The organism is Microbacterium sp. (assembly GCF_047606685.1).
Lineage (GTDB): Bacteria > Actinomycetota > Actinomycetes > Actinomycetales > Microbacteriaceae > Microbacterium.
The window spans coordinates 1-13,559 of record NZ_JASGEC010000081.1 but is presented as its reverse complement, the minus strand read 5'-3'; the positions used below and the strand labels follow the sequence as shown (position 1 = coordinate 13,559).

The following is a 13,559-nucleotide window of genomic DNA, read 5'->3' as shown; positions in this document are numbered from 1 at the left end:
CTGCGCGCGGCGCAGGTGTCGGACGCGCCGCTGCGCGGCGCCCGCGCGCGCGCCGTCGACGTGCTGCGCGCGCGCCTGGTCAGCCTGCTGGAGCCCCCTGGACGTTGAAGAGCTAGCGCAGGGCCGCCTCGACCTCGGCCCGGCTCGGCAGGTCGGCGCCCGCGCGCGACACCGTGACCGACGCCGCCGCGGCGGCGAAGCGCCCGAACTCGCGCAGAGCGGGCTCGTCGACGGCCAGGCCCGCCAGCATCCGGTCGATCAACCCGGCCATGAACGTGTCGCCGGCGCCGACGGTGTCTTGCACCCGCACGCGCGGCGTCTCCACGCGCGCCCGCGCGTCGGCGGACGCGAGGAGCGCGCCGTCCGAGCCGGCCGTGATCGCCGCCACACGCGGCCCGAGCGCGAGCATGCGCTCGAGCACGGCCTCGAGGGGCTCGCCAGGGTAGAGCCACTCGGCATCCTCGTCGCTCATCTTCACGACCTCCGCGAGTGCCGCGATCTCCTCGGTGCGCGCGACCCCCGCCTCGCGCCCGCCGACCAGCGCGGGCCGGATGTTGGGGTCGAACGTGATGCGGGCGCTCCCGCGCGCCCGGTGCAGGAAGGCGACCAGATCGTCGGCGCCCGGGGCGATGAAGCTCGCGATCGAGCCGACGTGCACGATCTCCGCGCCGTCGATGCCGATGTCGGCGGGGAGGCGCCACTCCAGGTCGAACTCGTACCGCGCGCTGCCGTCGTCGCCGATCACGGCGCGGGCGGTCGGTGTGCGCTCGAGCGAGAACGACTCCGGGTCGACGCGCACGCCGGATGCCTCCAGGTGCCGGACGATCACGGCGCCTCGCTCGTCGTCGGCCAGCGCGGTGCGCAGCCGCACCGGCACTCCCAATCGGGCAAGGCCGAGGGCGACGTTGGCGGGCGAGCCACCGACATGCTCCACGTCGGCGGCGCCGGGCCGCACCACGATGTCCATGAGCGCCTCGCCGATGACGAGCACGCGGGCGGTGTTGCTCACTGGGCCCTCCTCATAGAAACCATACGGCCCCCGCGCCCGTCACCGGAATCCGCCCGCCCGGCAGGAAGTCAGCGCTCGCCGGCGACGCCCACGCCCAACCACTCGGCGAGGTCGGCGATCTCGGCGCGCACCATTTCGTGCTCCTCGGACTCGAGCGGCTCCAGCTCGTGCACCGCGTTGACGCGCAGCGCCTCCCGCTCGCGGTCGAGCTCGGCATCCAACAGCCCCACGAACCGGTCGTCGATCAGGATCGGGTGCGCGAAATAGCCGTACTTGCGCTGCGGCTTCGGCTTGAACTGCTCGAGCACGTACTCGAAGCCGAACAGCTCTTTCAGGCGGGGCCGGTCGAACAGCATCCCGTCGTAGGGGTTCAGGAAGGCGACCCGGCCGCCGGTGTCATCATCGAGCGCCGCCAACGCCCGCGGGTCGACGCGGTACTTTCGACGGCTGCCCTCGATCGCCACGGGCTCGCCGGCCTCCCCCACCGGAGTCCACGGCGACTTCTGCTTCGCGATGCCGGCGGCCTGCAACCGCCGCTCCTCGAGCAGAAGCGCCGCCTCGTCATCGCCGTACTCGGGCAGGTCACGCGGGTAGACGCGCTCCGCCAGCTCCCACACGCGCTGCCGCCCCTCTCGCCGCGCGACCGCGACCTCGCCCTGCCGCACCAGAAAGTCGAGCATGATCGGCACTTGGTTCGACCCAGACCAGCCGTCCGGCGCGCGAGCCACTTGCGCGGTGTCGGGGATCTCGCTCGCCCGCAACGGGCCTTCGGCGCGCAGGCGCGCCAGCACGTCGGCGCGGAAGCGGGCGTTCGCGTCCATCCACTGGCGGGTGCTCTCGCGCTGCGGCCAGCGCCGCATCGCCGGCAGCATCAACGGCAGCAGGCTCATCGGGCGGAATGCGCCGTCGAGCTCGAACAGCTGCCGGTCGAGCTCGAACGCCTTCTGCAGCTGCCCCGGCTCGTACGACCAGCCGATGCGCGACCACAGCACCGTGTGCTCACACGGCGCGATCACGGCGGTGGGGTCGATCTTGAGGTAGCCGAGCTGTTCGGCGACCTCGACGACGTCGCCCGGACGATCCGCGTCCAGCAGCTGCGCGCGCACGATGATGCGCCGAGCCTGGTCGTTTGAGAGCTCGTGCGCCATGCTCTCGAGGGTACGCTCGACCGAAAAACACGCCGGAAAACACCCTCAATTGCAAAGCCGATCCGAATTCGGGATTGCACTCGACCCGCCGCGCCGCCACGATGGTGCAATGACCGACGACCAACGACCCGCTGGTGGCAAGCGCAAAGCGCAGACGATCGCCTACCCGAGCGGGGGCATCTCCCACCCCAGTCCGACCGCCCGCCCCAAGAAGGACACCACCGAGGCAGGCCCGCATGTCGTGGTCCTGTTCGGCGCGACCGGCGACCTCGCCAGACGCAAGCTGCTGTGCGGCCTCGGCTTCCTCGCCGTCTCCGGCCTGACCGCTGGCCTGCGAGTGATCGGCACGTCGCTCGACGACCTCACCGACGAGGAGTTCCGCCAGTTCGCGCGCGAGTCCGTCGACTCGGTCGGCGCGCGCAAACTCACCGACGAGCAGTGGGAGCAGTTCGCGCCGCTGCTGTCTTACATTCCCCAGTCCGCGGGCCCCAAGGCGCTGGCCGACAAGGTCGACGCGGCCGAGAAGGAGCTCGGCAGCGGGGTGCGCCTGCTGCACTACCTGAGCGTGCCGCCCCAGGCCGCGTCGAAGGTGATCGACACCCTGCGCGAGTCTGGCCTGGTGAAGCGCTCGCGCATCATCATGGAGAAGCCGTTCGGCGAGGACCTCGAGACGGCGGTGGCGCTGAACGCGGAGATCCACCGCACGTTCGACGAGAGCCAGGTCTTCCGCATCGACCACTTCCTCGGCAAGGAGGCGGCGCAGAACATCCTCGCCTTCCGCTTCGCGAACGGCCTGTTCGAGCCGATCTGGAACCGGAACTTCATCGACCACATCCAGATCGATGTCCCGGAAGCGCTCGGCCTCGACCAGCGCGCGGCCTTCTACGAGCCGACCGGCGCGTACAAGGACATGGTGGTCACGCACCTCTTCCAGGTCATGGCGTTCGTGGCCATGGAGCCGCCGACCACGCTGGAGCCGCGCTCGATCTCTGAAGAGAAGAACAAGGTGTTCCGGTCGCTGGAGCCGATCCTGCCCGAGGACACCGTGCGCGGCCAGTACACCGGCTACCGCGACGAGCCGGGGGTGCACCCCGACTCCGACACGGAGACGTTCATCGCGCTGCGCGCACGCGTCGACAACTGGCGCTGGGCGGGTGTGCCGTTCTACCTGCGCACCGGGAAGCGGATGGCCGAAGGCATCCGCATCATCTCGATCGCCTTCAAGGAGGCGCCGAAGTCGATGTTCCCAGCCGGCTCCGGCATCGGGTCGCAGGGCCCCGACCACCTCACGTTCGACCTCGCCGACGAGTCGAAAGTGTCGCTGTCGTTCTACGGCAAGCGCCCAGGTCCGGGGATGCGGCTGGACAAGCTGTCGATGCAGTTCTCCACCAAAGAGACCAGCCGGGCCGGCGAGGTCATGGAGGCCTACGAGCGGTTGATCCTCGACGCGATGCGCGGCGACCACACGCTGTTCACGACGGCAGAGGGCATCGAGTCGCTGTGGGAGCGGTCAGCGCCGCTGCTGGAGAACCCGCCCGCCGTCAAGCACTACGCTCCCGGGTCGTGGGGCCCGAACTCGGTGCACCAGCTGATCACCCCGCACGCGTGGCGCCTGCCGTTCGAGCGGAGCTGGCGCGGAGCGTCGTAAGCAACTCAGACAGTTCGGGCCCCGGTCGTCTCGCGACCGGGGCCCGAACGTCGAGTCGTCAGCCGGCGGTGTCGGCCTTGCGCCCGCCCGCCTCGAGCACGTCGCCGGCCGCGCGCTCCTGGTGCCCGCCGAACTGCAAGCGCATCGCCGACAGGATCTGGTTGGCGTAGCGGTCCTCGTCACGAGACGCGAAGCGCTCGAAGAGGGATGCTGCGAGCACCGGCACCGGCACGCCGATGTCGATGGCCGCCTTGACGGTCCAGCGGCCCTCCCCCGAGTCCGAGACCCGCCCGGCGAGGCCCTCGAGCGTCGGGTTGGACTGCAGCGCGGCGGCGGTCAGATCCAGCAGCCACGAGGAGACGACCGAGCCGCGCCGCCACAGCTCGGTGACCTTGGGCGTGTCGACGTGGAAGCGGTAGTACTCCGGCTCCTCCATCGGCGCCACCTCGGCCGAGTGCTCCGCCTCGCCAACGCCGGCGTCGGCGTTGTCGAGGATGTTCAGGCCTTCCGCGAACGCCGCCATGATGCCGTACTCGATGCCGTTGTGCACCATCTTGACGAAGTGGCCCGCGCCACTGGAGCCGCAGTGCAGATAGCCCTGCTCCTCCGGCGCGTAGTCGCCTTCGCGCCCGGGAGTGCGCTCGATCTCGCCCGGCCCGGGCGCGATCGTCTTGAAGATCGGGTTCAGTCGCTCGACCGCGCCATCCGGTCCGCCGATCATGAGACAGTAACCGCGCTCGAGGCCGAACACGCCGCCGCTTGTGCCGACGTCCAGGTAGTCGATGCCGTGCTCCACGAGCGCCTCGGCCCGCCGCACGTCGTCGCGGTAGTTCGAGTTGCCGCCGTCGATGATGGCATCGCCGGGCTCGAGCGCCGCGGCGACCTCGTCGACGACTTTGCCGGTGAGGCTCGCCGGGATCATGAGCCACACGGCGCGTGGCGCCTGGAGCTTCGACGCGAGATCCGCGATGCTGTCGGCGCCGACGGCGCCCTCCGCGACTAGCTCTGCCACGACATCCGGACTCACGTCGTAGACCACGCACTCGTGTCCGTCGCGCATGAGTCGTCGCACGATGTTGGCGCCCATCCGGCCGAGGCCGACCATTCCCAGTTGCATTTCTGCTCCTTGCTCGCGGTGCCGCCGTCGTTGGCGACCTTTTTGCGAAGTCTAGAGGGGTTTCGGGTTTCGACTCCATTCAATGGAATAGGCATCGTCGTCGCGCCGTTTCACCCGGCATGCAACGGTTCGGCACGCTCTCGTTCGGCCACTACGGACCGCTCGGCGGCGGGCGGCAGCTGACCGCCGCCGATTCGATGCTGCAGGCCATCGAGCTCGCCGAGGGAATGGACGAGCTCGGGGTGAACGGCGTCTACTTCCGCGTGCACCACTTCGCGCGGCAGCAGTCCTCTCCTCTGCCCCTGCTGGCCGCGATCGCCGCGCGCACCACGCGCATCGAGGTGGGCACGGGCGTCATCGACATGAGGTACGAGAACCCGCTGTATCTCGCCGAGGAGGCGGCATCCGTCGACCTCATCTCGGGCGGACGGATCGCGCTGGGCGTCAGCCGCGGCTCGCCCGAGACGGTCGTGCGCGGCTACGAGGCCTTCGGCTACGACGGCGGCGACGACCCGCGCGGCGCCGGGCTGGCGCGCGAGCACTTCGACCTGTTCTTGCGCGCGATCGACGGGGAGGGCCTCGCTCAGCGCGACCCGTCGTCGCCGTTCGGCGGCGGCGTCGGCATGCAGCGCGTCGAGCCGCACTCGCCCGGGCTGCGCTCGCGCGTGTGGTGGGGCGCCGGCACGCGCGAGACCGCCGCGTGGGCGGGGCGCGTCGGGGTCAACCTGATGTCGTCCACCCTCCTCACCGAAGACCGCGGGCTGCCGTTCGACGTGCTGCAGGCCGAGCAGATCGACGCGTTCCGCGCCGCGTGGCGCGAGGCGGGGCACGCCGGGGAGCCGCGCGTGTCGGTGAGCAGGTCGGTGTTCCCGCTCGTGACTGCCGACGACCACCTCTCCTTCGGCGGCCGCCAGGAGGAGGACGGCGTCGGCTACATCGACGGGTTCCGCTCGACCTTCGGCAAGACGTACGCGGCCGAGCCCGACGTGCTCGTCGAGCAGCTGCGCCACGACGCCGCGGTGCAATCCGCCGACACGCTCATGCTCACGATCCCGTCGCAGCTGGGCCCCGCATTCAACCTCCGGATCGTGGAGCAGTTCGCGCGTTTCGTCGCGCCGGAGCTGGGCTGGCAGCCGACTGTCTGACCCCTCCGCTGCCGAGCCTTCGCGCTACAGAAACCCGCATTCGCGCGCGCGAGACACGTGCGCGAATGCGGGTTTCACGCGCGCGAGGGGGTGCCGATCGCGTCGGCGATCGGAATGTCGCCGGAGTTGAAGCGGATCGTGCGGCCGACGGTCGTGTCGTCCTCGAGGGCGGCGACGACGACGGATGCCACGTCCGCCCGCGGCACCGAGCCCGATTCCGCCGCGGCGGCGTCGATGCGGCCCGTCGGCGGGTCGAGGGTGAGGGTGCTCGGCGCGACGATCGTCCAGTCCAGGCCGCTGGCGCGCACGTGCGCGTCGGCGGCCGCCTTGGCCTCCGCGTACGCGAAGAACGGGTTGTCGTCCGCGACGCCGTGGTCGGGGCGCGCCCCGAAGTACGACACCATGATGTACCGGCGCACCCCGGCCGCCGAGGCGGCATCCACCGATCGAATCGCCGCATCGCGATCGACGGCGTAGGTCCGCGCCGGGTTGCCGCCGCCAGCGCCGGCCGACCACACGACGACGTCGTTGCCGCGCACGATCCCTGCGAGCTGGTCGGTGTCGAGCAGCTCGATGTCGGCGACGAGCGGAGCGGCGCCGGTGGCCGCGACCTCCGCCTCGTGATCGGGATTGCGGATGACGGCGGTCACCGTGTCGCCGCGGGCCACGAGGAGGGGAGCCAGGAGGAGTGCGACCTTCCCGTGCCCGCCGATGATGAGGATGCGCGCCATGGTGGCTCCCTTCGCCTCTTCGAGCGTAAGCGGCCGTGCGCCCGCTCGGGCCGCCGATCGGATCTCACGCGTAGACCCCAACGCATGCATAATGAAAGCATGCCCAACGTTCTCATCCGCGACCTCGACCCGGATGTGCACGCCGTGCTCGCGGAACGCGCGAAAGGCGCGGGACAATCGCTGCAGCAGTTCCTCACGGCGGAGCTGACGCGACTGGCGAGCAAGCCGACGAACGCGGAGATCATCGCCCGCATCCGCGCGCGAGACCACAAGCCGTCGTTCAGCCCTGAAGACGTGATTGCAGCGCTTCACCGAGAGCGTCGCCGCGGATGATCGTCGTCGACTCGTCCGTGCTGGTCGAACTGCTCAGCGACCGGCCCGCAGGGCGAGTCGCCGGCGACCGCCTCCAGAGCGAGGAGATCGCAGCGCCCGACATTGTCGACACCGAGGTGGCGTCGGCGCTCCGCGGCCTGTGGCTCGGCGGGCTGCTCGATGACGAAGGGCTGCTCCGTGCCCTCGACGACCTCGCGGAGCTCTCCATCACGCACTACGCGTCAAGCACGCTCATCCCGAGAGCCATCGAGTTGCGGCACATCCTCACTCCGTACGATGGCGCCTACGTGGCGCTCGCCGAGGCCCTCGACTGCACGCTGCTCACGTACGACCACCGCATTCGCCACGCACCAGGCACACGCTGCCGCATCGAGGCGCCCTAGCCTGTCTCGTCGGGCTCGCCGAAGTCCTCGGGCTCGATGTCGTCGAGGAAGCGCTTGAACTCCTCGAGCCGCTCGGCGGCGTCCTCCTCCGGGAGGAAGTCGGGCACGCCGGCATCCGCCATCACCGCGTCGGCCACCCAGATCGGCGCGCTCGTGCGCGACGCGAGCGCGATGGCGTCCGACGGCCGCGCGTCGACGACGCGCTCTCCGGCGGGGGTCGACAGGGTCACGACGGCGTAGAACGTTCCCTCCTCGATGCGGACGACCTCGACTCGGACGACGTCCGACCCGGACGCCTCGAGCAGCCGTCGCATGAGGTCGTGCGCGAGCGGGCGCGGCACGGGAGCGCCCTCGACCGCGATGAGGATGGAGGTCGCCTCCTGCTGGCCGATCCAGATGGGCAGCACGCTCCCCGAGCCCGGCAGCTCGTCGATCGGCTTGAGCAGGATGACGTGCTGGCCCGCCCCGTCGACGGCGATTCCTGCGACGCGGACCTGAGCCATGCTGTCTCCCTCCCTCCGTGGGCGGCGCCCCGCACGAGGGCGTGCTGCCATCGTACGCACGGGGACGTCGGGGAGCCGGGCCGCTCGGGCAGGGTCAGCCGGGACGGCTCGTGACACGACGCGGGTGCGCGTAGACGTTCATCGACGCGCCGCGCAGGAACCCGACGAGCGTGAGCCCCGCCGCGGCGGCGAGCTCGACGGCGAGCGACGACGGGGCCGACACGGCCGCGAGAATCGGGATGCCGGCCATCACCGCCTTCTGCGCGAGCTCGAAACTCGCCCGCCCCGATACCAGGAGCACACAGCCCGACAGCGGCAGCCGATCGGCGAGCACGGCCCAGCCGACGACCTTGTCGACGGCGTTGTGCCGGCCGACATCCTCGCGCAGCACCAGCATCTCACCGGTCGCGGCGTCGAAAAGCGCGGCGGCGTGCAGCCCTCCCGTCTTGTCGAACACGGCCTGCTGGGCGCGCAGCGCGTCGGGGAGCGTCGCGAGCAGGGCCGCGTCGATGGATGCCTCGTCGCCGGCGACGTCGTGCGCCGACACCGTCTCGACCGCGTCGATCGACGCCTTGCCGCACAGCCCGCACGAGCTCGTCGTGTAGAAGTTGCGAGCGAGGTCGGGATCGGGGGGCGCGACGTCGGGGGCGAGGGTGACATCGAGGACGTTGTACGTGTTGCCGTCGGATGCCGCCGCCCCGAGCAGGCCGCCGCCGGCCGTCGCCCCGCCGGCGCCGGGTCCGCCACAGTGGATGGCGCTGCGGAACTGCCCGCCGCGCGAGATGACGCCCTCCGACACGAGGAACCCGGCCGCGAGCTCGACGTCGTGCCCCGGCGTGCGCATCGTGACCGCGAGCTGTGTGCCGCCGACCCGGATCTCGAGCGGCTCCTCGACCGCGAGCGTGTCGGCGCGGTGCGTTTCGGGCTGTCCGAGTGTGATCTTGGTGACGCGGCTGCGCGTCGTGATCCGGCCCATGCGTCCAGCGTATGCCCGCCCCCGCAGCCCCGGTCAGCCGCCGATCGCGTTCATGCCGCGCGTCGGCTGCAGGAACGACGGGTCGTCGATGGCGTGCCCGGGGAGCTTGCCGCGCACGCAGGCGCGCAGCATCCGCTCGATCTCCGCGTCCAGAACCGCCCCCTCCTGTCCCGGCCCCTGAGCCTGTCGAAGGGCCGGCAGCAGGTCGTACTCCATCGTGGAGAACAGGCAGTTGCGCAGCTGGCCGTCGGCGGTCAGGCGCAGGCGGTCGCACGCTCCGCAGAACGGCGCCGTCACCGACGCGATGACACCGACCGCCGCCGGCTGGCCGGACGGCAACACCACGCCATCGAGCACGAACCGCTCGGCGGGCGCTCCCCCGCGGCCGGGCAGCGGGACGAGCCTCCAGCGCGCCGCGAGAGCGTCGAGGATCCCGGCGCGCGTGACCATCGCGTCGCGGCTCCAGGTGTGGCCGGCGTCAAGCGGCATCTGCTCGATGAAGCGCAGCTCGGCGCCGTGGCCGACAGCGAAGTCGACGAGCTCGACGAGCTCGTCGTCGTTGACGCCGCGCATTGCGACGGTGTTGAGCTTGAGCGGACGAAGACGGGATGCCGCGGCCGCGGCGATGCCGTCGAGCACATCGGGCAGCCGGTCGCGGCGCGTGAGCTCGCGGAACCGGTCGCGCCGCAGCGTGTCGATCGAGATGTTGAGGCGGCGCAGGCCGGCATCGGCCAACGCGGGAAGCAACTCGGCGAGCCGGATGCCGTTGGTCGTCATCGCCAGCTCGACCGGCCCGTCGGGCCCCGAGATCGCGGCGAGCCGGCGCACCACGTCGACGATGTCGGCGCGCAGGAGCGGCTCGCCGCCGGTGAGGCGGAAGGTCGTGATGCCCGCCGCCGCCGCGACCCGCGCGACGCGCTCGATCTCGTCGAGGGTCAGGATGCTCGTGCGCGCCAGCCACTCGTTGCCCTGCTCGGGCATGCAGTACGTGCACCGCAGCGAGCAGCGATCGGTGAGCGAGACGCGCAGGTCGCGGTGCACCCGGCCGTGCGTGTCGACGAGCGGCCCGGTGCCCGCGGGGGCATCTTCCGGCACCTCCACCGGCCGCCTGGCGAGCACGAGCGGAACCGCGACCATAAACCGAGGCTACTCGGGGCGCTGGCACGCGGGCCGTCAGGGGATGCGCGCGAAGCGCACGTCGGCCGGGTCGACCCACAGCCGCACCGGCATGCCCGCCACGAGCCCCTGGGCCGCCGCCGCGTCGGCCGGGAGGTCCACCGCGACCACCGGGTCAGCGGTGTGCACGCGCACGCCGCCGGGCGTCTGCTCGAGCCGCACGACGCGCGCCAGCCACGACCCGCGCTCGGGCGCCGTGTCGCGCGCGAGCCGCAGCGCGCCCGTCCACGACGTCTCCACCACGGGCTCCAGGTGCACCGCCCCGGGCCTCACCAGCGCGGCCAGCGCGGCGCCCTCGGCGTGCGCAGCGGCGCGGGACTGGATGTCGGCGGCGTCGAGCACCACATCTGCCTCGCCGTCGCCCGACGACCAGCCGCCCCGGCGCGCGACGCCGACGAGGCGGTTCGTGCCGGCGACCGCGGCGGCGAACCGCGTCGCGGGCATCGCCAGCACCTCGGCGACCGCGCCCTCCTGAGTCACGGCGCCGTTCTCGACGATGACCAGGCGCGACGCGAGCGCGGCGGCGTCGACGGCGTCGTGCGTCACGATGAGTGTCGTCGACCGCGTGGCGTGCAGCTGCTCGTGCAGCAATGCCCGCAGGTCGCCCGCCGTCTCGGCATCCAGCGCCGTGAACGGCTCGTCGAGCAGCAGCACTTTCGGCGACGTCGCGAGCGCCCGCGCCAGCGCGACGCGCTGCTGCTGGCCGCCCGACAGCTCGGCGGGGCGGTGCGGGCCCGATCCGGGGAGCCCCACGCGCCACAGCCAGTCGTCGGCATCCCTTCTGGCCACCTCCTTGTCGACGCCGCGCGCGCGGGGACCGAAGGCGACGTTCTCGCGCGCCGTGAGGTGCGGGAACAGGCGCGGCTCCTGGCCCAGCAACACGACGTTGCGCAGGGCGGGCGGCACGTGGCGGCGCGGCTTGGCGCGCGAGACATCCTTCTCGTCGATCGCGATCCGTCCGTCGTCGAGCCGCACGAGTCCCGCGATCGCGCTCACGAGCGTCGACTTGCCGGCCCCGCTCGGGCCCATCACGGCCACCGTCTCCCCCGGCGCGGCGGCCACGGTCACGTCGAGGCGGAAGCCGGCTCGGCGGCCGACGACGACACGCGCGTCGAGCGCTCCCCCGGTCACGGTGTCGCCCCGCCCGCTCCGGGCCGCCATGCGCGCACGAGCAGCAGCACCGTGATCGCGGTGGCCAGCAGCAGCAGCGACAGCGCGACGGCGGCGCCTTGGCCGACGCCTGACCCGTTGAACGCGGTGTAGATCGCGAGCGGCATCGTCTGCGTCACGCCGGGGGCGTTGCCCGCGAACAGCGCGGTCGCGCCGAACTCGCCGATGGCGCGCGCGAAGCACAGGATGACGCCGGTGACGAGCCCCGGCGCGGCCAGCGGCAGCGTCACCCGCCGCAGGATCGTCCACCGCCGCGCGCCGAGCGTTGCCGCGGTGCGCTCGTAGTCGACGCCGGCCGTGCGCATCGCGCCCTCCAGCGCGAGCACGAGGAACGGCAGCGCGACGAAAGTCTGCGCGAGCACGACCGCGGGCGTCGTGAACGGGATGCGGATTCCCCACCACTGGAACAGCAGCATGCCGAGCGGGCCGTTGCGGCCGAGCAGGAACAGCAGCGCGACGCCGCCGACCATGGGCGGCAGCACGAGCGGGATCGTCACGATGGCGCGCAGCACGGCGGAGACGCGGGGGCCGGAGCGGGCGATGACGAGCGCGAGCGGCACGCCGAGCGCGACGCACAGCGCGGTCGCGACGAGCCCGGTGACCAGCGACAGCACGAGCGCGCTGACCGCCTCGGGCGAGGAGATGTCGGCCCATAGCGTCGACCAGTCGACCCGCCACACGAGCGCGCCCAGCGGCAGCACGAGCAGCGCGAGGCCGAGGATCGCCGGCAACGCCAGGATCGGAGGGACGAAGCCCCTGACCTCCCGCCGCGAACGCACGGCTCCAACCTACGGTGCTCCGAACCCGTGCGCCTCCAGCACCGCCTGGCCGTCCGGGCCGAGCACGTAGTCGACGAACGCCTGCGCTGCCTCGGGGTTGCGCGCCTCGGCGAGCGCGACGATCGGGTAGCGGTTGACGACCTCGGCCGCGCCGTCGGGCACGATGCTCTCCACGTCGTCGCGGCCCTGCACGTCGGTGACGTACACGAGGCCGGCGTCGGCGCCGCCCTCAACCTTCGTGAGCACAGCCGTGACATTCTGCTCGTAGCTGGCGGCGGCCACCTCGACGCCGGCGTTGTCGAGCAGCGTCTGCGCCGCGGCGCCGCACGGCACTTCGTCAGCGCACAGCACGACGTCCAGGTCGGGGTCGGCGAGGTCGGCGAGCGTCTGCACGCCGCCCGGATTGCCCTCGGGCAACACGATCACGAGCGTGTTGGAGGCGAACAGCTGCGGATCGGCGGCGAGGCCGGCATCCGTCGCCTTGTCCATGTTGTTCTCGTCGGCTGACGCGAACACGTCGGCGGGAGCGCCTTCGCTCAGCTGGGTGACGAGCGTGCTCGAGCCGTCGTACACGATCGGCAGGATGTCGACGTCAGGATGCGCGTTCTCGAAATCGTCCGCAATCTCGTCGAACGACGCCTTGAGCGACGCCGCGGCGAAGACGGTCAGCTCGCCCTGCAGGCCCTGCGGTGTCTCGCTGGGCGATCCGGTGGGATCGGCGCTGGCGCAGCCGGCGAGGAGCAGAAGGGATGCCACGGCTGCGGCGGCGAGGGGGCGGCGCATGTCAGTCCTTCGGGGTCTCGACGATCACGGTGGTGGCCTTGACAACGGCGACGGCGAGCGAGCCGGGCGCGAGCTTCAGATCGCGCACGGCCTCGGCGGACATCAGCGAGACAACGCGGTGCGGGCCGGCCTGGATGTCGACTTGCGCCATGACGCCGTCCGCCTGGACGCGGGTGACGAGCCCGACGAAACGATTGCGAGCGCTGGAGAGCACGTCGCTCGGGTCGCGCGGAGCGCTCGCGAGTGCGACGGCGCGGGCGGCGAGCGCGTCGCCCGGGATTTCTGCGGGGCTCGTGGCGAGGACGGGCAGCGCGCCGCTCTCGACCCAGCGGCGCACGGTGTCGTCGCTGACGCCGAGGAGCCGCGCGGCCTCGGAGATTCTGTAGCTGGCCATGGCTCGACATTATCGCCGTTTCTGCGTGCACTTGAAATGAATATCTCCGCACATGCGGACACGGCGCGCTCAATTGCCGCGTTCTGCTCCGTGCGCACGCGATTCGCGGCACGTGAACCGGGGGTAGCGTGAGGGCATGCCCCTGCCCCCGCTCGTGGAGCCCGTCGCCGCGCTCAGCGACGCCGAGCGGGCGCGCACCGCACGGCACCGCAGCCTCGCCGCGCTGGGCGACGCGGGGCAGCGACGCCTGCGCGCCGCGCACGT

General features: G+C 71.9%; 15 protein-coding genes. 4 read left to right on the top strand and 11 right to left on the bottom strand.

The annotated features are described in order from the left end of the window. Nucleotides 1-112: 112 nt before the first annotated feature. Nucleotides 113-1,009 carry a carbohydrate kinase family protein gene (locus tag QM611_RS09775; protein ID WP_415079727.1) on the bottom strand — a complete coding sequence of 299 codons (897 nt, stop codon included), beginning with the start codon at nucleotides 1,007-1,009 and terminating at the stop codon, nucleotides 113-115. Between the two features lie 68 nt (nucleotides 1,010-1,077). After that, the gene (locus tag QM611_RS09770; protein WP_415079726.1) at nucleotides 1,078-2,157 is read right to left on the bottom strand and encodes a DNA glycosylase AlkZ-like family protein; all 1,080 of its coding nucleotides are present in this window, start codon (nucleotides 2,155-2,157) and stop codon (nucleotides 1,078-1,080) included. A 109-nt stretch (nucleotides 2,158-2,266) separates the two neighbouring features. On the opposite strand from QM611_RS09770, the gene zwf reads away from it, so the two are divergent. After that, on the top strand, nucleotides 2,267-3,805 hold the full coding sequence (gene zwf / locus QM611_RS09765) for a glucose-6-phosphate dehydrogenase (RefSeq protein WP_415079725.1): 1,539 nt from the start codon (nucleotides 2,267-2,269) through the stop codon (nucleotides 3,803-3,805). A gap of 58 nt (nucleotides 3,806-3,863) precedes the next feature. Here the strand turns inward: zwf and gnd are convergent, their stop codons facing one another. Further along, complete coding sequence (gene gnd / locus QM611_RS09760) at nucleotides 3,864-4,922, bottom strand: phosphogluconate dehydrogenase (NAD(+)-dependent, decarboxylating) (protein ID WP_415079724.1); 1,059 nt, start codon at nucleotides 4,920-4,922, stop codon at nucleotides 3,864-3,866. A 119-nt stretch (nucleotides 4,923-5,041) separates the two neighbouring features. On the opposite strand from gnd, the gene QM611_RS09755 reads away from it, so the two are divergent. Then, on the top strand, nucleotides 5,042-6,067 hold the full coding sequence (locus tag QM611_RS09755) for an LLM class flavin-dependent oxidoreductase (protein ID WP_415079723.1): 1,026 nt from the start codon (nucleotides 5,042-5,044) through the stop codon (nucleotides 6,065-6,067). Nucleotides 6,068-6,141: 74 nt separating this feature from the next. Here QM611_RS09755 and QM611_RS09750 read toward each other — a convergent pair whose 3' ends face one another. Then, nucleotides 6,142-6,798: an NAD(P)H-binding protein gene (locus QM611_RS09750; RefSeq protein WP_415079722.1), complete on the bottom strand. Its 657-nt coding sequence runs from the start codon at nucleotides 6,796-6,798 to the stop codon at nucleotides 6,142-6,144. Between the two features lie 99 nt (nucleotides 6,799-6,897). On the opposite strand from QM611_RS09750, the gene QM611_RS09745 reads away from it, so the two are divergent. Beyond that, nucleotides 6,898-7,131, top strand: a complete 234-nt coding sequence (locus QM611_RS09745; RefSeq protein ID WP_415079721.1) for a FitA-like ribbon-helix-helix domain-containing protein — start codon at nucleotides 6,898-6,900, stop codon at nucleotides 7,129-7,131. Next, nucleotides 7,128-7,514, top strand: coding sequence for a type II toxin-antitoxin system VapC family toxin (locus QM611_RS09740; protein ID WP_415079720.1), 387 nt, complete (start codon nucleotides 7,128-7,130; stop codon nucleotides 7,512-7,514). Before QM611_RS09745 ends, QM611_RS09740 begins: the two co-directional genes overlap by 4 nt. On the opposite strand, the gene QM611_RS09735 is transcribed toward QM611_RS09740, so the two are convergent. From QM611_RS09735 to QM611_RS09705, 7 genes are all read right to left on the bottom strand, one after another. After that, nucleotides 7,511-8,017: a bifunctional nuclease family protein gene (locus QM611_RS09735; RefSeq protein ID WP_415079719.1), complete on the bottom strand. Its 507-nt coding sequence runs from the start codon at nucleotides 8,015-8,017 to the stop codon at nucleotides 7,511-7,513. The two genes, QM611_RS09740 and QM611_RS09735, sit on opposite strands and share 4 nt — an antisense overlap. A gap of 94 nt (nucleotides 8,018-8,111) precedes the next feature. Then, complete coding sequence (gene fdhD / locus QM611_RS09730; RefSeq protein WP_415079718.1) at nucleotides 8,112-8,993, bottom strand: formate dehydrogenase accessory sulfurtransferase FdhD; 882 nt, start codon at nucleotides 8,991-8,993, stop codon at nucleotides 8,112-8,114. Nucleotides 8,994-9,026: 33 nt separating this feature from the next. Next, nucleotides 9,027-10,130, bottom strand: coding sequence for a GTP 3',8-cyclase MoaA (gene moaA / locus QM611_RS09725; protein ID WP_415079717.1), 1,104 nt, complete (start codon nucleotides 10,128-10,130; stop codon nucleotides 9,027-9,029). A gap of 36 nt (nucleotides 10,131-10,166) precedes the next feature. Beyond that, on the bottom strand, nucleotides 10,167-11,330 hold the full coding sequence (locus QM611_RS09720) for a sulfate/molybdate ABC transporter ATP-binding protein (protein WP_415079716.1): 1,164 nt from the start codon (nucleotides 11,328-11,330) through the stop codon (nucleotides 10,167-10,169). Continuing rightward, nucleotides 11,297-12,118: an ABC transporter permease gene (locus QM611_RS09715; RefSeq protein ID WP_415079715.1), complete on the bottom strand. Its 822-nt coding sequence runs from the start codon at nucleotides 12,116-12,118 to the stop codon at nucleotides 11,297-11,299. The genes QM611_RS09720 and QM611_RS09715 overlap by 34 nt, the downstream gene beginning before the upstream one ends. A gap of 9 nt (nucleotides 12,119-12,127) precedes the next feature. Continuing rightward, nucleotides 12,128-12,901, bottom strand: coding sequence for a molybdate ABC transporter substrate-binding protein (modA, locus tag QM611_RS09710; protein ID WP_415079714.1), 774 nt, complete (start codon nucleotides 12,899-12,901; stop codon nucleotides 12,128-12,130). Nucleotide 12,902: 1 nt separating this feature from the next. Continuing rightward, nucleotides 12,903-13,295, bottom strand: a complete 393-nt coding sequence (locus QM611_RS09705) for a TOBE domain-containing protein (RefSeq protein WP_415079713.1) — start codon at nucleotides 13,293-13,295, stop codon at nucleotides 12,903-12,905. Between the last annotated feature and the right edge of the window lie 264 nt (nucleotides 13,296-13,559).

Bases quoted from the DNA above. Each gene is read 5' to 3' on its own strand.
- QM611_RS09770 (WP_415079726.1), bottom strand. From the start codon at position 2,157: ATGGCGCACGAGCTCTCAAACGACCAGGCTCGGCGCATCATCGTGCGC.
- zwf (WP_415079725.1), top strand. From the start codon at position 2,267: ATGACCGACGACCAACGACCCGCTGGTGGCAAGCGCAAAGCGCAGACG.
- gnd (WP_415079724.1), bottom strand. From the start codon at position 4,922: ATGCAACTGGGAATGGTCGGCCTCGGCCGGATGGGCGCCAACATCGTG.
- QM611_RS09755 (WP_415079723.1), top strand. From the start codon at position 5,042: ATGCAACGGTTCGGCACGCTCTCGTTCGGCCACTACGGACCGCTCGGC.
- QM611_RS09750 (WP_415079722.1), bottom strand. From the start codon at position 6,798: ATGGCGCGCATCCTCATCATCGGCGGGCACGGGAAGGTCGCACTCCTC.
- QM611_RS09745 (WP_415079721.1), top strand. From the start codon at position 6,898: ATGCCCAACGTTCTCATCCGCGACCTCGACCCGGATGTGCACGCCGTG.
- QM611_RS09740 (WP_415079720.1), top strand. From the start codon at position 7,128: ATGATCGTCGTCGACTCGTCCGTGCTGGTCGAACTGCTCAGCGACCGG.
- QM611_RS09735 (WP_415079719.1), bottom strand. From the start codon at position 8,017: ATGGCTCAGGTCCGCGTCGCAGGAATCGCCGTCGACGGGGCGGGCCAG.
- fdhD (WP_415079718.1), bottom strand. From the start codon at position 8,993: ATGGGCCGGATCACGACGCGCAGCCGCGTCACCAAGATCACACTCGGA.
- moaA (WP_415079717.1), bottom strand. From the start codon at position 10,130: ATGGTCGCGGTTCCGCTCGTGCTCGCCAGGCGGCCGGTGGAGGTGCCG.
- QM611_RS09720 (WP_415079716.1), bottom strand. From the start codon at position 11,330: ATGGCGGCCCGGAGCGGGCGGGGCGACACCGTGACCGGGGGAGCGCTC.
- modA (WP_415079714.1), bottom strand. From the start codon at position 12,901: ATGCGCCGCCCCCTCGCCGCCGCAGCCGTGGCATCCCTTCTGCTCCTC.
- QM611_RS09705 (WP_415079713.1), bottom strand. From the start codon at position 13,295: ATGGCCAGCTACAGAATCTCCGAGGCCGCGCGGCTCCTCGGCGTCAGC.